Here is a 23,042-nt window from a genome sequence, read left to right as displayed (position 1 = left end):
TTGCAGGTAGCATGCCAACCTGCGGCTGGGCGACAGGCCACGCCGAGCGGGCCAGTGCGCCGATGTCGCTGCCTTATGGAGAGGCAGCGCACCTCGAGAGCGCACCAAAATAGCGCAAGACCGACGCAAAGCGCCCCCGACACCGAGGGCGTCGAGGGCGCAGGCGAAGCGCGGGGAGTCGCTTCAGAACCGGAAGCGCACACCCACGCTGGCGGCATCGAAGGTGCCGTCAGACTTGTCCAGGTAGCGCATATAGTCAGCGCCGACTGCCAGGTTAGGCGCCACGTCGAACTCCGCCCCGGCCCCGTAGGAGAAGTCGCTCTCACGATCCACGTCGAAGTCCACCTCGGTCACCCCGGCCAGGCCGTAGAGCCGAAACTCCTGGGAGATCGGCACGATGCCCTTGGCATAGGCGCCCACCAGGTAGTCGAGTTCGACAGGGCCATCCGACCCGCCGGTGCCCAGGTGGCCTTCCACGGCGAAGAACTCATTGAACTGGGCGCCGCCGCGCAGGCGCAGGCCAACGCTGTCGCGACTGGGCGCACCGTCGGGATTGATTTCCCAGAACATCGCATCGCCCCCAACGTAGGGTTGGGGGTAGAGGGGCTGCTGGGCCTGGGCGGTGGTAGCGAAAGCACCCGCCAGCAGCAGCGCGGAAATCGATGTAACGGCAACGGTTTTCATGGTCTACCTCCAATTAGGAAACGGTGTTTCCCTACGCAGCCCCCATTTTGGTACAGGGACCGTCCCCGTGCAAGACTCAAGTCGCTCAGCCCTGTCGCGACAGGCTCAGCACCACGATGCCGCCCAGTACGATAGCGCCGCCCAGCAGCTGCACGGCCGAGAGCATCTGCCCCAGCACCAGGTAGCCCAGCGCCAGCGAGGCCACCGGCTCGACGTTCATCACCGGGGCGTCGCCACGCTAGCCAGGAGCAGCACGGCAAGATGGCGCGGAAGCGGTCCCGAGGCGGCCTGGGTCGCAGTGGATGTCGACATGTCCGGGTGTCCTTGGGGTTTCGACGAACCGCTCAGCATGCCAGCCTTGCCAGGAGAAGACGACTCCTGGCACTCCCTGCTGCAACGCAACACATGGTAGACTAAGGTCTAAATCAACCCCTCAGCGGAGACTCGATGAACGCACCGGTGCTGGTCATCAACTGCGGTTCCTCCTCGATCAAGTATGCCCTGGTGCCGGCCACCGCCGACCAGCCGAGGCTGGCCGGTCTGGCCGAGCGGCTGGGCAGCAGCGACGCCCGTCTCAAGGGCACCGACAGCCGGGGTGAGGCCTACACCCAGGCGCTGCCCGGCGCCGATCACACCGCCGCCCTTGAGGCGATACTGGCGCGCCTGGAGGGCCGGCGGCCCGGCGCCGTGGGCCACCGCATCGTCCACGGCGGCGAGCGCTTCACCCGTGCCGCCCGCATCGACGATGAGGTCGTGGCCGCCATCGAGGCCACCGCCACGCTGGCCCCGCTGCACAATCCCGCCAACCTGCAGGGCATCGCGGCCACCCGCCAGGTGTTCGCCGAGCTGCCCCAGGTGGCGGTCTTCGATACCGCCTTCCACCAGACCCTGCCGCCCCACGCTTACCGCTACGCCCTGCCCGAGGCGCTCTATCGCGATCACGGCATCCGCCGCTACGGGTTCCACGGCACCAGCCACGCCTACGTCAGCCAGCGTGCGGACGCCTTGAGCGGCCTGACAGGCGGCGGCTGGCTGACCGCCCACCTAGGCAACGGCTGTTCCACCGCCGCGGTGTGGGAGGGCCAGAGCCGCGATACCAGCATGGGTCTGACGCCTCTGGAAGGCCTAGTGATGGGCACCCGCAGCGGCGACGTGGACCCGGGCCTGCACGCCCACCTGGCGCGCCAGCTGGGCTGGAGCCTGGCGCGCATCGACGAGGTGCTCAACCGCGGCAGCGGCCTGCTGGGCCTTTCGGGGCTGACCAATGACATGCGCGAACTGGAGGTCGCCGCCGACGAGGGCCACGCCGCAGCGGCACTCGCCATCGAGGTGTTCTGCTACCGCATCGCCAAGTCCCTGGCCGCCCTCTCCTGCGCCCTGCCCCGCCTGGACGGCATCGTCTTCACCGGCGGCATCGGCGAGAACTCGCCGCAGGTCCGCACGCGGGTGGTCGCGGCACTGCCCCACTTCGGCTGTTGCCTGGACGCCGCCGCCAACGCCGCCACTATTCGCGGCGGGGAAGGCCGCATCGACGCCGGCGGCCCTCAGCTGTGGGTGATTCCCACCGATGAAGAGGGGCGCATCGCCGACGAAACCCGCCAGCTTCTCCAGGAGGGTCATGCATGACTCCGCGTAACGCCCGTCCCCAGCCCCAGGTCTTGCTGATGGTGCCCACCAGCGAAGGCGTCGGCCTGACCTCGGCCAGCCTGGGCCTGATCCAGGCGCTGGACACCGTCGGCCTGAAGGCCGGCTTTCTCAAGCCGTTTCGCCAGGACGAGCTCAACGGCCCCGGCCCCGACCGCTCCACGGCGCTGGTCGGCAGCACCCTGGGCCTGCGCCCGCCGAGCCCGCTCGACCAGGCCCACCTGGAGCGCCTGGTGCGCCAGGATCGCCTGGACGTCCTGATGGAGCAGGTGATCGATCTGCACGACCAGGCCGTCGAGGCGCACGAGGGCAGCCGCCCCGACCTGATCGTGGTGGAGGGGCTGGTACCCACCTCCCACGGCACCTATGCCACGGCCCTCAACGCCCAGCTGGCCCATGCCCTGAATGCGCGGATCATCCTGGTGGGCAGCGGCGACATGCGCGACCCCCAGGCGCTGGCCGAGCAGCTCGACATGCACGCCCGGGCCTTCGGCGGCGTGGGCTCGACGCGCACCCTGGGCTGCATCCTGATGCGCATGCGCCACCTACCCGGCGCCGAGGAGAGCCCCGCCCTGATCCCCGGCACCGCCAGCCCCGCCCTGGATGACGAGCTGCTCACCGAGCTGCGCCGCTACTCGCCGGCGCTGGCCACCGACCGCTTCCACCTGATCGGGGTGGTGCCCTACAACCCGGCGCTGGTGGCGCCGCGGGTGCTGGACGTGGCCCGGGCGCTGGGCGCACGCTTTCTCAGCGAGGGCGAGGCCGCCAGCCGCCGGGTGCTCTCCACCAGCCTGTGCGCACGCAGCGCCGCCAACGCCCTGCATGTGTTCCGCCCCGGCAGCCTGATCGTCACCTCGGGCGATCGTGACGACATCGTGCTAGCCTCGGCGCTGGCCACCATGAACGGCGTCCCCATGGCCGGCGTGCTGCTGACCAACGGCTTCATGCCCAACGACAACATGGTGGAGATGTGCCGGCCCGCGCTGAAGACCGGCATGCCGGTGCTGGCGGTGGACACCGACAGCTTCACCACCGCCAAGCACCTGGGCGCCATGGGCAACGACATCCCCATGGACGACCTGGAGCGCGCCGAGCAGGTGACCCGCTTCGTCGCTGGCCATATCGACCTCGAGTGGCTCAAGGAGCACCTCAGTCGCGGCTACGCCCGGCGCCTCTCCCCTTCGGCCTTCCGCCACCAGCTGGTCAGGCTCGCCCAGCAGGCGGACAGGCGCATCATCCTGCCCGAGGGCAGCGAGCCGCGCACCGTGGAGGCGGCCGCCATCTGCCAGCGCCGCGGCATCGCCCGCTGCGTGCTGCTGGCACGCCGCGAGGAGGTCGAGGAGGTGGCCCGCAACCGCGGCATCGAACTGCCCGACGACCTGGAGATCATCGACCCCGACCGCATCCGCGGCCGCTATGTGGCCCCCATGGTCGAGCGCCGAAGCGGCAAGGTGAACGCGCTCACCGCCGAGGCCCAGCTGCAGGACAGCGTGGTGCTCGGCACCATGATGCTGGCACTCGACGAGGTGGACGGCCTGGTCTCCGGCGCGGTTCACACCACCGCCAACACCGTGCGCCCGGCCTTCCAGCTGATCAAGACCGCCCCCGACTACCGCCAGGTGTCGTCGATCTTCTTCATGCTGCTGCCCGAGCAGGTGGTGGTCTACGGCGACTGCGCGGTGAACCCCGACCCGGACGCCGAGACCCTGGCCGAGATCGCCCTCCAGAGCGCCCGCTCGGCCCAGGCCTTCGGCATCGAGCCGCGGGTGGCGATGATCAGCTACTCCACCGGCGAATCCGGCAGCGGGGCCGACGTCGATAAGGTGCGCGAGGCCACCCGCCTGGCCCGGGAGCAGGCCCCGGAGCTTCTGATCGACGGCCCGCTGCAGTACGACGCTGCGGCCATCGAGAGCGTGGGGCGCCAGAAGGCGCCGGACTCGCCGGTGGCGGGCCGCGCCACGGTGTTCGTCTTCCCCGACCTCAACACCGGCAACACCACCTACAAGGCGGTGCAGCGCAGCGCCCGGGTGGTCAGCGTCGGCCCCATGCTGCAGGGCCTCAACAAGCCGGTGAACGACCTCTCCCGCGGCGCCCTGGTGGACGACATCGTCTTCACCATCGCCCTGACCGCCATCCAGGCGGCGCAGGGTAGCTGATCGACCTCGCGCTGCCCCGCCCATGTCATCAGCGGGTCAGCGCAACAATGAACCATCAGGCCGCGGAAATACGCCCCGCCTGAGGCGATGAGGCTTCCGCCCGGTCGCGCCGCGGCATGCGCCCGGCCAGGAAGGCCTCTCTTCCTGCCTCGACCGCAAGCTTCATGGCCCGGGCCATGCGCACTGGCTGCGGGGAGTGGGCAATCGCCGAGTTCATCAGCACCGCATCGCAACCCAGCTCCATGGCCAGCGCCGCCTCGGAAGGCGTACCGATGCCAGCATCGATAAGCACTGGGACGCTGGCGCGCTCGATGATCAAGCGGATGTTGTGCGGGTTCTGGATCCCACAACCGGAGCCGATCAGCGACCCCAGCGGCATGACCGCACAGCAGCCCAGTCGCTCGAGCTCCAGGGCGACGATAGGGTCGTCGCTGGTATAGGCCATGACGTCGAAGCCATCCTTGACCAGTTCCTCGGCCGCCTTGAGGGTCTCCACCACATTGGGATAGAGGGTGGCCTCATCCCCCAGCACCTCGAGCTTGACCAGGGGGTGTCCGTCGAGCAGCTCGCGGGCCAGCCTGCAGGTGCGTACAGCAGCACGGGCGTCGTAGCAGCCGGCGGTGTTGGGCAGCAGCGTATAGCGATCCGGCGACACTGCATCCAACAGACTGGGCTCATCGGCACTCTGGCCCAGGTTGGTGCGCCGCACGGCGAAGGTCACCACCTCGGTGCCACTCGCCTCCAGCGCCCTGGCCGTTTCATCGAAGTCCCGATACTTGCCGGTTCCTACCATCAAGCGAGAGTGAAAGCGTCTGCCGGCCACCACCAGCGGGGCATCTGCAAAGGGTTGGTCATGCATTGCGAACTCCTCCAAGTCCAGGTTCAACCGCCACCGATGGCATGAACGATTTCGACACGATCCCCATGGCAGATCCGGCAGCTGTCATGTTGGCTGCGAGGAACGATCTCCTCGTTTAACTCGACCGCTACACGACGCTCCTCGAGCCGACTTTGGACCAGCAGCTGACGGATCGTCGTATCCGGGTTCAGCAGACGGCTCTCGCCGTTAATCCATACTTGCATCACAGACTCACCACGCCAAACAGGATGAAGGCCAGCACCAGCCCGAGCAGGAACAGGGTCTCGGAGACCATCAGGATGACCGGCTTCCACCCCACTACGGCGAGCTTCTGGAAGGAGGTCTTAATGCCCAGGCCGGCAATCGCCGTGACCAGGCACCAGCGCGACAGATCGGTCATGCCGTCGGCCACGCTCGTCGGAATCGCGCCCAGGCTGTTGATGATCACCAGCACCACGAAGGCCACCAGAAAGCCGGGGAGACGGGGTATCTTGCTGTTGTTCTGGCTGCCTTCAGCATGGCGGAATAGCAGGATGAAGCACATCACCACAGGCACCAGCATCGCCACGCGCATTAGCTTGACGAAGGTGGCGACGTCGCCGGCATCCTCCGAGATCATGTAGCCCGCACCGACGACCTGGGCCACATCATGGATGGTACCTCCGAGAAAGACCCCGGCCTGCTGGTCGGTGAGACTCAGCACACCAGCAATCAGCGGATAGAGCACCATTGCCGCCGTCGACAGCGTGGTAACCCCCACCACTGTCAGGATGGTATTGCGCTCGCTATTAGCACCACGCGGCATCACCGCCGAGAGTGCCAGGGCCGCCGAGGCACCGCAGATCGCCACCGCGCCCCCGGTCAGCAGCCCCATGTCACGGTGCAAGCCCATTACTCTGGCCAGCAGTACGCCCACCAGAATGGTCAGCACCACGCCGGCCACCACCGTGATGATCGGTCCCATGCCAAGCGAGGTGACCTGCTCCACGGTGATCCGCACGCCCAACAGGGCCACCCCGAAGCGGAGAATGGTGCGGGCGGCAAACTCAATACCAGCGACACAGCGCCCCTCCTCAGAGAGGAAGTGCAGCGCCATACCGAACAGCAAGGCATAGAGCAAGGTGGGGCCGCCGTAATGATCGGCGATGAAGGTCGTTGCCAGGGCAATGGTGATGCAGATCAGCACCCCCGGCATGACCTGGGGCAACCCTTCGACAGCCGCACGCGACAGGGTGATGGGACTTCGAATGGCTCGTTTACCGCGTTCGATGATCATGTTGTAAACTTCCTTCGAGCGATACTGGGTACGAGCGCATCCTTGGCGCCGCTCTGGCGCCATTTGAGCCCTCGCTTCAGTTGGAAAAACTGGCGTGATGACGGGGATCGACCTTCGCTCTTCTGAGAGAAAAATCTCCCGAAAGCTCCTACTCAGGCGGGGGCACGACCACGACCGGCACCTGGCTGCGCTTGAGAACACCGCGCGTCACCTTGCCGGCATAGGCGGCAGTGAACCCACGCGTGTTGGAGGCCATCACGATCAGGTCGCAGCTCAGCTTCGATGCTCGCTGGACAATGACCTTGGCAGGATAGCCTTCGATCACGTCTCGACTGGCCACACAGGATGCCAAGACGTCGCCGCCCTCCCCCAAGGCACTGAAGAAATTCTCCAGTTTGGCATCCAGCTGCTGTTGAGCATCATCCAGGCGTTTGCGAATCAGCCCCTGAAGAGTCTGCTTGTCGCGAATATTGACGCGCAGGGTGTTCATCACGTCATCGTCAAGCGACTTGACAGCGTGCAGGACATGCAGCTTGGCGCCGGTGGCCGATGCCAGTCTTACCGCCTGCTCCAGCACCACGTGGCTATCGCTGCGAAGCCCGACACAGCACAAAATGTTATCGATCGACTTCTCCATACCCTCTCCCGTGAACTCTGAAGTTGATCCCTAGACCCAGTTCAGTAGCCCATCACTCTAGGCAACCAGAGGGCGATCTCCGGAACATAGGCGATGATGAAAAGGGCAATGATCGAAGCGGCTGCAAACGGCAGCGCGCGGTAGGAGATCTCCTCGATGGAGGCCCCGCCGATCCCCGAGGCGACGAACAGGTTCTCGCCCAGCGGCGGCGTCTGAAAGCCGATCGCCAGAGCACAGACCATCACGATGCCTACGTGGACGGGGTCGGCCCCCAGCATGTACATGATGGGCAGCAGTACCGGGGTCAGGATCATGATGGCTGCCAGGGTTTCCATAAACATCCCGACAAACAGCAGGAACATGATGATCATGGCCCAGATGAGGTACATGTTCTGGGTAAAGTCCAGCATCGCCGAGGCAATATAGGCGGGCACACGCTGCTCGACCAGCAGGCGACCGAATACCGTGGCGGTAAACAGAATCAGCAGCACCCGACCGCTGATCCAGGTAGTGGTTTCCAGGGTTTTCATGGCCGGTTGTAACTTGAGCTCTTTATGGATAAAGATACCTACCACCAGAGTGTAAAAGATCGCGAAGATGGCCGACTCAGTAGGGGTGAAGATTCCCGAGTAGATGCCTCCAAGAATAATGATCGGCGCCAGGATGGACCAGATACCGCGACGCAGCGCCGTCTTGATCGAGGCCGTCGACCAATGATCTGTCAGCCCCCGATAGCCATGTTTTTTTGACAGGACATAATTCATGGTCAGCAGGCTGCCGGCAATCACCATTCCGGGGAAGATACCGGCGATAAAGAGCTTGGGGATCGACAGTGTCTGGAAACTGCCGTGCTCCGCAATCGCTTCCGGCGGTGGCATCATGCCCATGCCGGTAATACCGAAGATGACCATCGGAATCGATGGAGGGATCACCACCCCCAGCCCGCCTGAGGATGCGGTGATCGCCGAGGCGTAGCCTCTGTCGTAGTGACGCTGCACCATGGCGGGAATCATCAGCATGCCCACGGCGGCCGTGGTCGCCGGTCCCGACCCCGAGATGGCACCGAAGAACATGCAGGCAAAGACCGTCGCCGCCGCCAGCCCCCCGGTTGCCGGACCGGCAAATGCCTCGGCAATATCCACCAGCCGGCGCGATATCCCTGAGGCTTCCATCAGCGCGCCTGCCAGAATGAAAGCCGGAAGCGCCATCAGCGGAAAGGAGCCCACCGAGGTGAACGCAATCTGCACAAACGAGGCCGGATTCTGGCCAATGTAGAGAAACGCTGCCAGAGCCGACACACCGAGCGACGCCGTAATGGGAGCGCCAAGTATCAGCAGCAGAAAAAAGGTGCCGAATAGCACATAGATGAAGGTGGGATCCATGACATTATCTCCGCTTTCTCAGCTCTTGTCGTCAGCATTACTCTGGGTACGCTTCAGCTTTTCAATCTGCTCTTCCTCTGGGTCTATCACCTGCTTTTTCATGACATGCTTCACATACATATTCTGCAAAATACGCAATGACATGACCAAGAAGGCAATCGGAAGAATCATATAGAAATACTTCATCGGAACCCCCATTGTCTGGGACTTCCAGAAGACGTTCATGCGATTGAAAACAAAGTCATAACTCAGATAAACGAAGTATAGGTTGAACCCTACCCAGACCAGGTCGGTGAAGATATTACAAATCTTCTCCACGACTCTCGGAAAGAAGCGAAACTGGAAGGTGACGCGGTTATGAGCAGACATCTTGGCCGCATAGACCGCCCCCATGTAGGCAAACCACACAAAGGCATAAGTGGCCAGCTCATCCCCCCAGTCCAGAGAACCATCAAACACATTGCGCAGCACGATCTGGACAAACAGAAGCACCACGAAGAACACCAGGAGAAACTGGCAAAGATAGTTTTCCAGGTTGTCCAGCACTTTTAAAATAACCTGTTTCATTTGGCCGACACCTCACTGATGTTCCATCCACAAGATCCGAAGGCTGCCCCGACCTTGGTAATCGCTGAATAAATTGGCGAGCGGGATGAAGCACAAGGCGTACGGAGCACAGAAACCGGAGCCTATGGGGTATAGGTGAGGATTTCGCGCACCGCGCAACGCAGTGATTCGCCCGCGCAGTCATTTATGCAGTGTTTCCCTTGGTGTCGGCGCAGCACATTCAGGGGGAAAGTGAGATCAGTTAAAGGTCACGGCCCAGCGCCTGGAGTGCTGCTTCCAGCCGCTCCTCACCGCCAATGCTGTCATAGAAGCGCGGCCAGATGCTGGAAGCCCGGTCGATCCACTCCTGTTCGCCATTGGCCGGCTCGATGATCTGCATGCCGTGCTCTTCCACCAGTGTTTGCTTGATCGCTTCTTCCGAATCCAGCAGGTAATCATAGCTATAGGCAGTGGCTTCACGCCCCGCCTCCAGCACGAGCTCCTGCATATCCGGGCTCAGGCTCTGGAACTTGGACTCGCTCATGATCAGCGGCTCAAGCGAGAACACGTAGCAGATATCCGTGATGTAATCCTGAACCTCGTAGAATTTCATCGCGTTGATGGTGATATAGGGATTGTCCTGCCCATCGACGACCCCTTGCTGAAGGGCTGTGAAGGTCTCAGACCAGGCCATAGGCAGCGGGTTGACGCCCCACTCCTGATAGGAGGCAATCATGATCTCGTTACGCGGAACACGAATGGTCAGGCCGCGAAGGTCTTCCGGGCTGGCGACCGGCTTGCTGGAGTTGCTGAGAACCCGGCATCCCGAGTAGGCCCAGGAGAGGATACGAACACCGGCATCGCGAATGGTGTTTTCTGTCAGCTCTTCGCCGATTTCCCCCTGAGTCAGCACCTTGGCATCCTCATGCCCCGTAATGACATAGGGAAGTGTCAGGACCCCGACCGTCGGGGAGAAGGGAGTAATGTTATTGATTGCCAGCACCGAGAGATCCAGCATGTCCATGCTGGCGCTGCTGACCGTGTCCTGCTCGCTGCCTAGCTGGCCGTTGGGAAACAGGTCGACATTGACCTGACCGTCGGTCTTCTCATGAATCAGCTGGGCAAATTTTTCCCCCATGGCATACTGGGTGCCACCTTGTGCATCGCCTAGCGCCATGCGCCACGTCTCGGCAAAGGCACTCTGGCTCATCACTGCACTAACCGCTGCCACGGCCACAGGAAGCATCATCTTTTTCATGTCATTCTCCCGGCAAGATATTGTTGTTGAGTTTTCTTTACTCAGAAACAGGCACTCGGATTATCTTGTGGATCATGCGCTGCTCTGTGGCTCTCACTTTAGCCCCCCTGCCGATGGAGACTAGAGCCAGACACTATCCATCGATTGGTCCAGTTATGCAGCAAACCATCATCATGAAACCCTCATAGTTTTCTTTGCACTGCATCGAATGCAACTCACTGATTTATCGGTTATTGCGCTGGACACCGGACGGTTTTCTTGGCATGTTCGAAGGCATGTGGGTCAACCCTTGAGCAGCACTCCCCAGCCGTACCACATCGGCTTTACTGCCACGACCTGCCGGGGAGGCTCATCTACTCGAGTGAATCATGAGCCAGCTTCTATTCCACCTCGACTCCAGCCAGCCAACGAGCCTGCAGCAGCAGCTACGCGAGCAGATTGTTCACGCCATCCTGGACGGCCACCTCCCCCTCGACGAGGCCCTGCCCTCTAGCCGCAAGCTTTCCAAGGAGCTCCAGGTGGCACGCAATACGGTGATGCTGGCCTACGAGCAGCTGCTCGATGATGGCTACCTGATCGCCAAGAGTCGCAGTGGGTACTTCGTCAACCCGGAAATTCTCGAAGGCCGTGCCGAAAAACCTGTCCGACTCAACGACATCGATGCCGAGCAGATGCCCTGGGAGAAGCTGTTGACGGTTCGCCCCTCTCAACAGGAAACCATTCGCAAGCCCAGCGACTGGCACCGCTACGACTATCCGTTCCTCTACGGTCAGATCGATCCTACGCTCTTTCCCACTCAGCACTGGCGGGAGTGCAGCCGCGACTCCATGAGCGTGCCGGCGATCCGCAGCTGGTCGGTCGATCATCTCAGCGATGACGACCCGCTGCTGGTCGAACAGATTCACCAGCGGCTGCTGCCACGAAGGGGGGTGTGGGCCAAGCCCGAAGAGATTCTGGTCACGGTCGGCACTCAGCAGGCGCTATGGATCGCCGCCATGCTGCTGCTCAAGCCGGGCCGGCAGTTCGGCATGGAGAACCCCGGCTATGTGGACATGTACAACATCGCGCGGATCTTCACCGACGACATTCGCCTGCTGCCGGTCGACGAACAGGGCATGCGACCCGTCGAGGAGCTGACCCAGTGCCAGCTGGTCTACACCACTCCCAGCCACCAGAGCCCCACCACGGTGACCATGCCGCTCGAGCGCCGCCGGCAGCTGCTGGACATGGCTGAGATCGACAACTTCCTGATCATCGAGGACGACTACGACAGCGAGACCAACTACCTGAGCAACCCCACGCCGGCCCTCAAGAGCCTCGACCGGCACAGTCGGGTCATCTATGTCGGGAGCCTCTCCAAGACCTTGGCACCGGGGCTAAGACTCGGCTACATGGTGGCCCACCCGACGCTGATTCGCGAAGCCCGTGCGCTGCGGCGGCTGATGCTTCGCCACCCGCCAACCAATAACCAGCGCGCCCTGGCGCTGTTTCTCGAGCGCGGCTATCACGATGCGCTGATCCGACAGATTCATCAGACGTTCCAGGCGCGCTGGCAACGCATGAGCGACGCCCTCGAGCGACACCTGCCCGACTGCTATACCCCCTCCACCTACGGTGGCTCCTGTTTCTGGATCAGAGGCCCCAAAGGGCTGGACTGTCAGCGCCTCCAGGCGCTGGCTCGTGAAGAAGGCATCCTCCTGGAACGCGGCGATCTGCACTACTTCGATCGTCCTGCCGCGGAGTATCTGCGTCTGGGCTTCTCGGCCATTCCCGAGGAGCGCATCGAGCCAGGCATTGAACGCCTGGCTCGACTGATACCGCTGGCGATGACGCCAGGGGCCTAGCCCCACTCCCCCACCGGCTCGCCTAGAGCACCTCGTCCTTGAGGTAGTACCAGCGATAGAGAAATCGCTGCCCAAAGCGCCGGAAGGGGGCGAAGGCCTGGGATTCGACCATTTCCCGGATATTCGGGAACGGCAGCTTGGAGGTGAAGATCGGCAGGTCGAGTTGCTTGCCGTCACCGGCGATCCACTGGGCCAGGCGACGTCCGGCCTGGGCGGAATACATGACACCGTTGCCCCCGTACCCCAGCGCATAGAAGACGGTCTCCTTGAGGTCGGGCTGGTGTATGCGCGGCATCATGTCATGACTGACATCGACCCAACCCCACCAGGAGTAATCCAGTGCCACTCCTTTCAGCGCTGGGAACTTGCGGGTCATGTTGCTCACCAGCGCGTCTTTGTATTTCTGCTGCGGCGCATCGCGCCCGGTGATCGCACTGCGGCTGCCGATCTGCAGGCGGTTGTCCGGGAGCAGGCGGTAATAGTGTCGCAGTACGCGGGTGTCGGTGATTACCTGGTGGGTACGCAAGCTACAGACATCGATCTCACCGGGAGTGAGCGGCCGGGTAACGATCGAGTTCGACAGGATCGGCAGCAGGCGATTCTTGAGCTCAGGGTGGAGGCTCTGGGAGGTATACCCGCCGGTGGCGATACCTACCGCTCGTGCCTTGACCACACCTCCCGGGGTCTTCAGATAGTGGACACCATCACGGGTCTCCCAGCCCTGCACGGGGCTCGAGGGATATACCTTAGCGCCCAGCGCCCTCGCTTTCTTGAGATAGCCAAATGCCAGCTTGCCGGCGTGAATGCCGATACCTTCGGGTTCGTGCATGGCACCGGCCGCTTCCTGATCACCGATCCAGTCCCGCTTGACCGTCTCGGCATCGAGGATCTGGGCATCGTAGTCGAAGGTCTCCCGCAGCAGCTTGGCTTCCTTCTCCAAGGTCGGCATGACCTTGGCGCGGTGAGCCACGTAGAGATGACCGCCGTGCTGCGGCTCACAGTCGATGTCCTGGATCAGAGACTTGAAGGTCTCCATGCCCGCAAGACACTCGCGATGCAGCTTGAGCGCGGTATCCAGGCCGTAGCGCTCGATCCACTGGGAGCGCTTGAGCCGTCCCGAGGCACACTGAGCCTGGCCACCATTGCGGGTGCTGCACCCCCAGCTGGTGCGATTGGCCTCTAGCACCGCGGCGTGAATGCCGTACTCCTGGGCCAGGAAGATGGCCGCGGTCAGGCCGGTGAAGCCGGCGCCGATGATCACCACATCGACGTCCATGTCGGCGGTCACCGGGCCATCATCGGCAGGCGGCTCCCCCGCCGTGCCGATCCAGTAGGTGGGGGCGTAGTCGCGGCCCTGCCCCGGAGTCGCACTGCTGAGCGGATCGTAAGCCGGATCATAAGGCTGGGAGGGGGCGGTCGCGTGACACTGCTCGTCTCCCGCCCTGCTGGCGAATGTCTCCATGATCGACTCCTTGTTGTCGTTGGTGGACCGTGACGACGCGACGGACTTAGCGGTCGCCGCCAGCGACCGGCGGACGGTTCTTGCGGAAGGCGTTCTTGACGGCGATCTTGCCGTCGCGGAAGGTGAAGGCATCGATCATGCGCGCCTCGGAGCGCACCCCGTCGGTGGTCGTACCCTTGTAGGTGGTTTCTGAAAAACCCCGGTCGCCGATCACGAAGTGCTCGCCATCCACCCAGCAGGCATCGGGCGCCGTCTTCCAGGCGTTCTCCAGTCCTTGCCGCACCTCGGCCTGGCCGATGAAGCTCTTGCCGACCAGCTCGGGGCCGGCCACGGCATGAAACACGCAGTCGTCGGTCATCATCGCCATGACCGCATCGATATCGTGACGATTGAGGGCGTCGCTGAACGCCTTGAGAAATTCCACATCAGGCTGGCGCATTGGTGTCTCCCGCAAACTGGCTGATAATCGCAATGAACGCGGCTCTGACCGGCGGCTGCCATGAGCCAGAGCCTGAGGGCGAGACTACCGTTGCGCTTGACATCCGCTTAGCGCCAGTTACGGACAACCTGTTGGACCAGGATTTTTTCTCTAATTATTCAATGGGTTGGAGAAACACCTAGGGGTCCTTGCCTAAGCCGTTGGCGGGGCGCATAGGGAGCGGGATCGATCAAGGGAGCGCGCCCCAGCAGTCGGTCGACAAGCAGCCGTGCCGATGCCGGTGCCAGTACCAGGCCATTGCGGTAGTGGCCGGCATTGACGAACAGCCCTTGGATCTCCGACAGCTCACCAATGAAAGGAATACCGTCAGGCGCCGCCGGCCTTAGCCCTGCCCAGTGATGCTCTATGGCGCAGTCGGCCAGGGCCGGCAGCATGGCCAGTGCACTTTGGCGCAGCGACTCACGGGCATCCCCGGTGGGCGTCTTGTCGAAGTCCGCATCTTCCAAGGTCGAGCCGATCAACACCCGCCCGTCCCCTCGGGGGATCAGATAGCGGCCATCGGCCAGCACCACCCGCTCGAGAAGCTGCCTGCCTTCGGCCATCGGCGGGGTACGAAACAGCATCATCTGGCCCTTCACCGGGCGAACCGGCAGCGCCACGCCAAGACGGTCGAGGAGCACGCCGCTCCAGGCCCCGCCACACAGCACTACCTGGCCGGCCGCAAGTCGCCCTCGGGACGTCTCGACTCCGGTCACCCGCCCCTCCTCGACGCATAGCTTTTCAACCGCCAGTCCCTCTTCCAGGGTCACGCCCGGCAGCGCCATCAACCGGGCCCGAAGCGCCTGGCAAAGGCGTGGATTGCGAATGCTACCCAGGGTCGGCATCCACAGTCCCGACTCGATCCCCCCGGTCAGCCAGGGCTCCTTTTCGTAAATCAGATCCGCGCCGACCGCCTCGAGGGGCTTGCCGAGTCGGCGTGCCCAATCGAAGGCCCGGTCGCCATCCTCGACGCGCAGATAGAGCAGCCCTTTCTGGCGATACTCGGGATCGATGCCGGTCTCTTCGAGCAGCCGGGCGGCCAGCTGCGGATATTCCTGCTCGGCAAAGCGCGCCAGGCTGGAAACCGGCTCGCTGTAGCGCCAGGGATACAGTGGGGAGACGATGCCTCCCCCGGCCCAGGAGGCCTCTTCGCCGCACCGTCGGCGCTCCACCAGGGTGACGGAGCTGCCTGCCTCGGCCAGCTGCCAGGCGGTCATCATGCCGATGACACCGCCGCCAATGATCAAGACGTCTTGCATATCACGCTGCCCCTCTCATATCACACTCCCCTATCGGCCCGGGGTGACTGTGCTGACGCCACCGTATCAGCCCACCAAACAGGATCCCCGGTCCGGCAGCGAGACACACTGCCCGGCGACCGGGGATCATCCGATGGAACGTTATGCCAGCTCGAGCGCCATATTTCGAGCCGCTGGAGAGGCGGCTCGAGTCCGACACACGGTGTCACACGTAGTCCTGGTACTTCTCCAGCAGGCGCACCGGCTTCTTCAGCGCGTCGCGGCGGAACGGGTCGCCCAGCTCACGGGTACACATCACCTCGATCACACAGGTCTTGCCCTCGGTCATCTGCATCTCCACCGCCCGCTTCAGCGCCGGGCCCACGTCTTCGAGCTTATCCACGGTGATGCCCTCGGCCCCCATCGCCCGGCCGATCTCGGCAAAGCTCTGGTTGTCCAGCTCGCCCGCCACGAAGCGGCGGTTGTAGAACTCCACCTGGTTCTTCTTCTCCGCACCCCACTGGCGGTTGTGGAACACCACCGCGGTCACCGGGATGTTCTCGCGCACCGCCGTCATGGTCTCCATCAGGCTCATGCCCCAGGCGCCATCCCCCGCGTAGGCGATCGCCGGACGGTGCGGGGCCGCCGCCTTCGCACCGATGATGGTCGGCAGCGCATAGCCGCAGTTGCCGAAGCTCATCGGCGCGAAGAAGCTCCGCGGCTTCTCGAAGCGCAGGTAGCTGTGCGCCACGGCGTTGATGTTGCCAATGTCGGTGGAGACCATCACGTCCTCGGGCATCGCCTTCTCCAACTCGCGCAGCACCTGACGCGGATGCAGGTACTCGCCGCCGGAGAACGGCGTCTCGCCCTGGGCCTCCTCGATGGCATCCAGGCTGAACGGGTCCTTCTCGTGGGTCCACTCGTCCAGCTCGCGCTCCCAGGCGGCCTTCTCGCTGGCGATCTGCTCGGCACGCTGGCCCTTGGTGGCGTCACAGGCCAGTTCGCGGCCGGCCAGGCGCTCGCTGAGCGCTTCCGCGGTGGCCTTGGCGTCGCCGCAGATGCCTACTGCGATCTTCTTCACCAGCCCCAGCATCTTGTGGTCGGCGTCGATCTGGATGATCTTGGCGTCCTTCGGCCAGTAGTCCAGGCCGTGCTGCGGCAGGGTGCCGAAGGGGCCCAGCCTCGTGCCTAGCGCCACCACCACGTCGGCTTGCGAGATCAGCTTCATCCCCGCCTTGGAGCCCTGGTAGCCCAGCGGGCCGCACCAAAGCGGATGGCTGGCCGGGAAGGAGTCGTTGTGCTGGTAGCTGTTGACCACCGGCGCGCCCAGCCGCTCGGCCAGCGCTTGGCAGGCCTCCACCCCGTCGGCCATCACCACCCCGCCACCGGAGACAATCACCGGAAACTTGGCGCCCGCCAGCAGCTCGGCGGCCTCGTCGAGGGTCTTGGTGCCGCCGGGACCGCGGTCCAGCCGCGAGGGCGCGGGGATCTCGCACTCGATCTCGCCATAGAAGTAGTCGCGCGGGATATTCAGCTGGGTCGGGCCCATTTCGGACATCGCGCGATCGAAGCAGCGCCCGGTGTACTCGGCCATGCGGGCCGGATGGGTGACATGGCCCTGGTACTTGGTGAACTCCTGGAACATCGGCAGCTGGTGGCACTCCTGGAAGCCGCCGAGGCCGATACCGGTGGTGCCCGCCTCGGGGGTGACGATCACCACCGGGCTGTGGGCCCAGTAGGCGGCAGCGATGCCGGTCACGCAGTTGGAGATGCCCGGGCCGTTCTGGCCGATGACCACCCCGTGACGGCCGGAAACTCGCGCATAGCCGTCGGCCATGTGGGCGGCGCCCTGCTCGTGCACCACCGGCACCAGGCGAATGCCGGCCGGGGCGAAGATATCCATGGCGTCCATGAACGCCGAGCCCATGATGCCGAACATATCGGTCACGCCGTTGGCCACCAGGGTTTCGACGAAGGCCTCGGACGGGGTCATGGTCTGCTTGCCCTGCACGACCGGGCGGGTATCGGGGGTAGTGTCGGTGCTCATGGGAGTCCTCCGGGCGACATTGGCCATTCTGTGTTTTATATGAAACCTATGATTCCGATTATCGAAATCCACAATGACTCTAGGCTTGGAGCAGCCGGGCGTCAAGTCAAAATTCCATAAAACGATACGGTTTGATTCTTTTTATGAAACTAAATATGATCGCTAGACACCCTGGCAAGGCCCCTCCCCCGACAACGCGGCCGCGCCCCAGGGCCAGAGGCCCATGGTGGCAAGGAGACAGTGATGACAGATCCGATCAACACCCAGCCCGACGTCATGCGCTCGGCACGCGAGCTCTTCGGCATCGACAGCGACATGCAAGTGCCCACCTTCCGCGAGCGAAATGACTACGTACCGGACATCGACGAGGCCTACCGCTTCAATCCCGACGTGACCCTGGCGATTCTGGCCGGTTTCACATGCAATCGACGGGTCATGGTTCAGGGCCTGCATGGCACCGGCAAGTCGACCCACATCGAACAAATTGCCGCGCGTCTCAACTGGCCCTGCCTGAGGGTCAACCTGGACGGTCACATCAGCCGCCTGGATCTGGTGGGCAAGGATGCCATCGTGGTGCGCGACGGCGTGCAGGTCACCGAATTCCAGGAGGGCATCGTGCCCTGGTCGCTGCAGCGGCCGGTGGCGCTAATCTTCGATGAGTACGACGCCGGCCGGCCGGACGTGATGTTCGTCATCCAGCGCATCCTCGAGCGAGATGGCCACTTCACCCTGCTCGATCAGAACCGGGTGATTCACCCACACCCCAGCTTCCGGCTGTTCGCCACCGCCAACACCGTTGGGCTGGGCAATCTCACAGGGCTCTATCAGGGCACCCAGGTGCTCAACCACGCCCAGATCGACCGCTGGAACATCGTCGCCAAGCTCGACTATCTGCCCCGCGACGAGGAGGTGGCCATCGTGCTGGCTCGGGTGCCGTCCAAGGACGGCGACAAGGGGCGCAAGCTTATCGCTTCCATGGTGGCGGTCGCCAAACTCACCCGCCAGGGCTTCGCTGCCGGTGACCTGTCGACGCTGATGTCGCCGCGCACGGTGATCACCTGGGCAGAGAACTGCGAGATCTTCCGCAATCCGGCCCTGGCCTTCCGCCTCTCCTTTCTCAACAAATGCGACGAGGCCGAGCGCCCCATCATCGCCGAGTACTATCAGCGCTGCTTCGGCGAGGAGCTCGACGAGTCCTGGGTGCGGGAGGCGGATCCGTCATGAGCGCGAGCGCCCAGCAGCAGGCGCGCCGCCAGCAGCGCATCGAGGAGCTTTGCGCGGCCAGCCTGCGTGCAATGACCGGCAATGCCGGTCTGCACTACCGCGGAAGGCGCCTGTACCAAGGCGAAACGCGCCTGCCGCCCCAGGCACCGCACCTGCGCATCGACTCCGCCCAGGACGACTTCGCCGACTGCCGGGCCGCCGCCGACGGCATGGCCTTGCGGCTGCTGCATTCCGATGCGGCCCTCCACCGCCGGCACGCTCCTGAAGATCCCCTCGAGCGGCTGGTGTTCGAACTGCTCGAGCAGCTGCGGGTGGAAACCTTCGCGCCTATCGACATGCCGGGCATGATCACCAATCTCCGTCAGCGCTTCGAGCGCTGGTCCCGCGCTTTCCATCGATCCGGGGTGACCGAAGGCAGCATCGGCCTGCTGCTCTATACCGTGGCCCAGATGTGCTGGTCCCGGCTACATGCCCGGCCAGTGCTGGAGGAAACCGAGGACTATATCGAGGGCACCCGCGCCTCCCTGGTGGGCCAGCTGGGCACCGCGCTGGCCGGCCTACGCCGGCATCGCCGCGACCAAGGTGCCTACGCTGAGCATGCGCTGACCATCGCCCAACTCGTCGGTGAGCGGGTGCGCGCGGAACGGGCTGCGGCCGAAAGCGATGACGGGAACGCCGATCAGGAAGAAGAAGCCACCGGCACCTTCGCCCTGCTACTCGACTTCGATGAGGGTGACGGCGATGACAACGGCATCGTGGCGGCAACGTCCGGGCGCAGCAAGGTCTTCGAGGACGCCGCCCAGTCCTACCGTGTGTTCACGACTCGCTTCGATCGAGAGGTCGCCGCAGGCAGCCTGGTCCGCTCCGCCTTACGCCGCGAATACCGTGAACAGCTGGACCAGGCCACCAAGGAGCAGGCCATCAATCTGCCACGCCTGGCTCGCCGGCTCGGCAGCGTGCTGTGGGAGCCGCGCCCCAGCGGCTGGATGTTTGGCGAGGAAGAGGGCCGTATTGATGGTCGTCGGCTCGCGCAGCTGGTCAGCTCGCCTACCGAACGGCGACTGTTCTATCGCGAGCAGGTCACCCTGGGCACCGACTGTGCGGTCAGCCTCCTGATCGACTGCTCGGGCTCCATGAAGCACCATATCCTACCGGTGGCGATGATGGCCGAGAGCCTGCTGCGCGCGCTGGAGATGATCGGGGCGAGCACCGAGCTGCTCGGCTTTACCACCGGGGCCTGGAACGGCGGCCGCGCCTACCAGGCGTGGATGCGCGGTGGGCGCCCCCGAGGGCCAGGACGCCTCAACGAGGTCTGCCACATGGTGTTCAAGGACGCCGATCGCAGCTGGCGGCGCGCCCGCAACGACATCGCGGCCCTGCTCAAGCCCGACCTGTTCCGCGAGGGCATCGATGGCGAGGCGGTGGACTGGGCGTGCGAGCGCCTGCTGGCACGCCCCGAGAGCCGGCGCATCCTGATCGTGATCTCCGACGGCTGCCCCACCGACAGCGCCACCAACCTGGCCAACGACGCCTACTACCTGGACAACCACCTGAAGGAGGTGGTCGCCCGGCGCACTCGGGAGGGACAGGTGGAGGTCCTGGGGCTAGGCGTGGGCCTGGATCTCAGCCCCTTCTACCGTCGCTGCCTGGCCACCGACATGGCCCAGGCGCTGGACACCCACCTGTTCGACGAGGTCGTCGAGCTGATCGGCGGTCGCCACCGTCGTTGACGGCCGCTTGGTGAATCTCGAATAGGCGTCAACTCACAACGGAGACCTTAGATGGCCAAGACCCGCATGGTGCACCAGTTCGGCATGGGCACCTCAATCCGCAGCCGCAACTACACCGAAGCGGCCGCCCGGGCGATCCGTGACGCCCTCTGGCACAACTCGCTGAACGTGGCCGACGCCTTCGGCTTTCCCAAGTCGGCCATGCTGATCGACGTCGAAATCGGCGTTCAGCAGCCGGAGGCCGTGGACAGCGACGCCCTGCTCGGCATCTTCCCCTATGGCCAGCCCCGCATCTCGGTGGTCAAGGGTGGGCTCGACGTGGACAAGCCCGACGGCAGCGTCACCACCGTGATCGCCAACGCCGCCGTCATCGTTTCCTTCGACATGGAGCGCAGCCATGACTGAGCGACGCATCATCCTCGAGATGGGCACCGGCAACGACCTCTACGGCGAGGACTACACCAAGGCCGCCTGCCGCGCCGTGCAGGATGCACTGCACCACTCATCCATTGTGCTGTTCAAGTCACTAGGCATCGACCACCGGCAGATGCGTGTCGAGGTGACCGTTGGGGTGCAACAACCGGAACGGGTCGACACGAGTGTGGTGGCGGCCGAGCTGCCCCGCGGCCGAGCCGAGGTCAGCGTCGTCTACGGTGGGCTCAACGTCCATGACCCCGAAAACGCCACTACCCACGTGATCGCCACGGCGGCCATCGCCGCCATGCTGCCCATCGATGGGGACCGGTGGCAGCTCAGCGGCTAGGCGATGGGCCGGGCAGGCCTGCACGCCTCCGGCCTCGTCACCGACGGGCAGGCAGGCCATGCCAATACTCACTGGCCCCATTGTCGTGATAAAACTGGCCCCATATGTGCTGTCCCAGCCCTGTTACGCTGGAGGGGCAGTGGCTAGCCGCACGGCCTGGTCATGGCTAGCCGATATAACAACGACAATGACCCCAGAGGCATTCAGGTTATGCATCCCCTTATCCAGCGCTCTTCGCGTATCGGGGTCGGTGGCCTGGCGGCAGTGCTGCTAGGCGCAGGCTCCAGCGCCCAGGCGGCCGGCATCGACCAGGCGGCCGAGACCCTGATCGCTCCCGTGGCCTCGGCGGTCTCATCACTGATCTTCTTCGCCCTGCCGCTGTTCGGCGCCGAGCTGCCGCTGGTGGTGCTATGGCTGATCGCCGGCGCGATATTCAGCACGTTCTACTTCAACTTCATCAACCTGCGCGGCCTCACCCATGCCTTCAAGCTGGTGCGAGGTGACTATGCCCAGCCCGGGGCCCGCGGCGAGGTATCGCATTTCCAGGCGCTAGCCACCGCCGTCTCCGGCACCGTGGGCATTGGCAATATCGGCGGGGTCGCTATCGCTATTTCCCTGGGCGGGCCTGGGGTGCTGCTGTGGATGATACTGGCCGGCTTCCTGGGCATGTCCACCAAGTTCGTCGAGTGCTCCCTTGCCACCCACTATCGCCGCCAGAACGCCGATGGCAGCGTTTCCGGCGGCCCTATGTTCTACCTCGCCCGGGGCCTTGCCGAACGCGGCCTGCCCCGCCTCGGCAAGGCGCTGGGCAAGTTCTATGCGATCGGCATCGTGATTGGGTGTCTGGGCATCGGTAACATGTTCCAGTCCAACCAGGCCTTCATGCAGTTTGTCAATGTCACCGGCGGTGCCGAAACCAGCTGGTTTGCCGACAAGGGGTGGCTATTCGGCGTCGTGCTGGCGGCACTAATCGGGCTGGTAATCCTCGGCGGAATCAAGTCCATCGCCCGGGTCACCGAGAAGGTGGTGCCCGTCATGGCCCTTCTCTACTGCAGCATGGCACTGCTGATCCTGGCCATGAATGCCGATGCCATACCCTTCGCCATCCAGGCGATCTTCCACGGCGCCTTCACCGCCGAGGGCATCGCGGGTGGCACCCTAGGCGCCATGATCATCGGCTTTCAGCGGGCGGTGTTCTCCAACGAAGCCGGCATCGGGTCCTCGGCCATCGCTCATGCCGCGGCGCGCACCCGCGATCCGATGACGGAGGGTTATGTCTCACTGCTCGAGCCGCTCGTCGATACCATTATCATCTGCAGCCTCACCGGCCTGGTGATCGTTACCACCCTCTACTACGATCCGGCGCTCACCGAAACCGCCAGCGGCATCCAGATGACCTCCCAGGCCTTCGAACGAAACGTGGCCTGGTTCCCGCTGCCGCTATCGGTGGCCGCCCTGCTGTTCGCCTTCTCTACCGCCGTCTCATGGTCGTACTACGGCCTCAAGGGCTGGTGCTACCTGTTCGGCGAAGGCCAGTGGGGTCGCAATCTGTTCAAGCTTTTGTTCTGCACCTTCATCGTGATTGGGTCGATGATCCAGCTGCAGTCGATGCTCACGCTTTCCGACGCGCTGGTCTTCGTGATCTGCGTGCCCAATATCCTCGGCATCTATCTGCTGGCCCCGGTGGTCAAGCGCGAGCTCAAGCGCTATCGCCAGCGGCTGGCCAGCGGCGAAATCGTTGACTACCGGCGCACTGGGAGCGCCACCCCTGCGGCCTTGTCAGAGCGACCCCGGCCGTGAGCCGGCTTACCCCA

20 protein-coding genes and 2 pseudogenes are annotated in these 23,042 nt (G+C 64.0%); 8 read left to right on the top strand and 14 right to left on the bottom strand.

What is annotated here, in order from left to right:
• Nucleotides 1-183 precede the first annotated feature (183 nt).
• Both ACZIYR_RS05105 and ACZIYR_RS05100 read right to left on the bottom strand, forming a co-directional pair.
• Entirely contained in the window at nt 184-684 is a 501-nt protein-coding gene (locus ACZIYR_RS05105; RefSeq protein WP_483528448.1) for a porin family protein, read from the bottom strand.
• An 85-nt stretch (nt 685-769) separates the two neighbouring features.
• Complete coding sequence (locus ACZIYR_RS05100; protein WP_483528447.1) at nt 770-904, bottom strand: hypothetical protein; 135 nt, start codon at nt 902-904, stop codon at nt 770-772.
• Nucleotides 905-1,131: 227 nt separating this feature from the next.
• On the opposite strand from ACZIYR_RS05100, the gene ACZIYR_RS05095 reads away from it, so the two are divergent.
• The gene (locus ACZIYR_RS05095) at nt 1,132-2,310 is read left to right on the top strand and encodes an acetate/propionate family kinase (protein WP_473032685.1); all 1,179 of its coding nucleotides are present in this window, start codon (nt 1,132-1,134) and stop codon (nt 2,308-2,310) included.
• A complete protein-coding gene (gene pta, locus ACZIYR_RS05090) occupies nt 2,307-4,484 on the top strand; it encodes a phosphate acetyltransferase (protein ID WP_483528446.1) in 2,178 nt (725 codons plus the stop codon). The genes ACZIYR_RS05095 and pta overlap by 4 nt, the downstream gene beginning before the upstream one ends.
• A gap of 55 nt (nt 4,485-4,539) precedes the next feature.
• Here the strand turns inward: pta and ACZIYR_RS05085 are convergent, their stop codons facing one another.
• The 8 genes and pseudogenes from ACZIYR_RS05085 to ACZIYR_RS05050 all read right to left on the bottom strand — a co-directional run bounded on the left by ACZIYR_RS05085 (nt 4,540) and on the right by ACZIYR_RS05050 (nt 10,442).
• Nucleotides 4,540-5,343: a thiazole synthase gene (locus tag ACZIYR_RS05085; protein ID WP_483528445.1), complete on the bottom strand. Its 804-nt coding sequence runs from the start codon at nt 5,341-5,343 to the stop codon at nt 4,540-4,542.
• Nucleotides 5,336-5,422, bottom strand: a pseudogene (locus ACZIYR_RS05080) (hypothetical protein); the annotation flags it as partial. The pseudogene ACZIYR_RS05080 and the gene ACZIYR_RS05085, both read right to left, overlap by 8 nt.
• Nucleotides 5,382-5,567: pseudogene (thiS, locus tag ACZIYR_RS05075) on the bottom strand (sulfur carrier protein ThiS); the annotation flags it as partial. The pseudogenes ACZIYR_RS05080 and thiS, both read right to left, overlap by 41 nt.
• Entirely contained in the window at nt 5,567-6,619 is a 1,053-nt protein-coding gene (locus ACZIYR_RS05070; protein ID WP_483528444.1) for a YeiH family protein, read from the bottom strand. The pseudogene thiS and the gene ACZIYR_RS05070, both read right to left, overlap by 1 nt.
• A 148-nt stretch (nt 6,620-6,767) precedes the next feature.
• Complete coding sequence (locus tag ACZIYR_RS05065; RefSeq protein ID WP_483528443.1) at nt 6,768-7,256, bottom strand: universal stress protein; 489 nt, start codon at nt 7,254-7,256, stop codon at nt 6,768-6,770.
• A 41-nt stretch (nt 7,257-7,297) separates the two neighbouring features.
• Entirely contained in the window at nt 7,298-8,638 is a 1,341-nt protein-coding gene (locus ACZIYR_RS05060) for a TRAP transporter large permease (protein WP_483528442.1), read from the bottom strand.
• A gap of 18 nt (nt 8,639-8,656) precedes the next feature.
• On the bottom strand, nt 8,657-9,205 hold the full coding sequence (locus ACZIYR_RS05055; RefSeq protein WP_483528441.1) for a TRAP transporter small permease: 549 nt from the start codon (nt 9,203-9,205) through the stop codon (nt 8,657-8,659).
• 241 nt (nt 9,206-9,446) lie between these two features.
• The gene (locus ACZIYR_RS05050) at nt 9,447-10,442 is read right to left on the bottom strand and encodes a TRAP transporter substrate-binding protein (protein WP_483528440.1); all 996 of its coding nucleotides are present in this window, start codon (nt 10,440-10,442) and stop codon (nt 9,447-9,449) included.
• 368 nt (nt 10,443-10,810) lie between these two features.
• On the opposite strand from ACZIYR_RS05050, the gene pdxR reads away from it, so the two are divergent.
• A complete protein-coding gene (pdxR, locus tag ACZIYR_RS05045) occupies nt 10,811-12,286 on the top strand; it encodes a MocR-like pyridoxine biosynthesis transcription factor PdxR (RefSeq protein ID WP_483528439.1) in 1,476 nt (491 codons plus the stop codon).
• A 22-nt stretch (nt 12,287-12,308) separates the two neighbouring features.
• On the opposite strand, the gene ACZIYR_RS05040 is transcribed toward pdxR, so the two are convergent.
• The 4 genes from ACZIYR_RS05040 to xsc form a co-directional block, all read right to left on the bottom strand.
• On the bottom strand, nt 12,309-13,748 hold the full coding sequence (locus ACZIYR_RS05040; protein WP_483528438.1) for an NAD(P)/FAD-dependent oxidoreductase: 1,440 nt from the start codon (nt 13,746-13,748) through the stop codon (nt 12,309-12,311).
• A gap of 46 nt (nt 13,749-13,794) precedes the next feature.
• Nucleotides 13,795-14,187, bottom strand: coding sequence for a nuclear transport factor 2 family protein (locus ACZIYR_RS05035; protein WP_483528437.1), 393 nt, complete (start codon nt 14,185-14,187; stop codon nt 13,795-13,797).
• Between the two features lie 158 nt (nt 14,188-14,345).
• On the bottom strand, nt 14,346-15,485 hold the full coding sequence (thiO, locus tag ACZIYR_RS05030) for a glycine oxidase ThiO (RefSeq protein WP_483528436.1): 1,140 nt from the start codon (nt 15,483-15,485) through the stop codon (nt 14,346-14,348).
• A 205-nt stretch (nt 15,486-15,690) separates the two neighbouring features.
• A complete protein-coding gene (xsc, locus tag ACZIYR_RS05025) occupies nt 15,691-17,511 on the bottom strand; it encodes a sulfoacetaldehyde acetyltransferase (protein WP_483528435.1) in 1,821 nt (606 codons plus the stop codon).
• A 243-nt stretch (nt 17,512-17,754) separates the two neighbouring features.
• Between xsc and ACZIYR_RS05020 the strand changes: the two genes are divergently transcribed.
• The 5 genes from ACZIYR_RS05020 (at nt 17,755) to ACZIYR_RS05000 (ending at nt 23,028) form a co-directional block, all read left to right on the top strand.
• Nucleotides 17,755-18,735, top strand: a complete 981-nt coding sequence (locus tag ACZIYR_RS05020) for an AAA family ATPase (RefSeq protein ID WP_483528434.1) — start codon at nt 17,755-17,757, stop codon at nt 18,733-18,735.
• Nucleotides 18,732-20,465, top strand: coding sequence for a cobaltochelatase CobT-related protein (locus ACZIYR_RS05015; RefSeq protein WP_483528433.1), 1,734 nt, complete (start codon nt 18,732-18,734; stop codon nt 20,463-20,465). Before ACZIYR_RS05020 ends, ACZIYR_RS05015 begins: the two co-directional genes overlap by 4 nt.
• Before the next feature lie 51 nt (nt 20,466-20,516).
• Nucleotides 20,517-20,870, top strand: a complete 354-nt coding sequence (locus tag ACZIYR_RS05010; RefSeq protein ID WP_483528432.1) for a Lin0512 family protein — start codon at nt 20,517-20,519, stop codon at nt 20,868-20,870.
• Nucleotides 20,863-21,228: a Lin0512 family protein gene (locus ACZIYR_RS05005; RefSeq protein WP_483528431.1), complete on the top strand. Its 366-nt coding sequence runs from the start codon at nt 20,863-20,865 to the stop codon at nt 21,226-21,228. The genes ACZIYR_RS05010 and ACZIYR_RS05005 overlap by 8 nt, the downstream gene beginning before the upstream one ends.
• 210 nt (nt 21,229-21,438) lie before the next feature.
• The gene (locus ACZIYR_RS05000; protein WP_483528430.1) at nt 21,439-23,028 is read left to right on the top strand and encodes an alanine/glycine:cation symporter family protein; all 1,590 of its coding nucleotides are present in this window, start codon (nt 21,439-21,441) and stop codon (nt 23,026-23,028) included.
• Nucleotides 23,029-23,042 lie beyond the last annotated feature (14 nt).

The organism is Billgrantia sp. NRB1, from assembly GCF_056921725.1.
The sequence above is the reverse complement of the archived record's forward strand: the minus strand, read 5'-3'. Positions and strand labels throughout refer to the sequence as shown.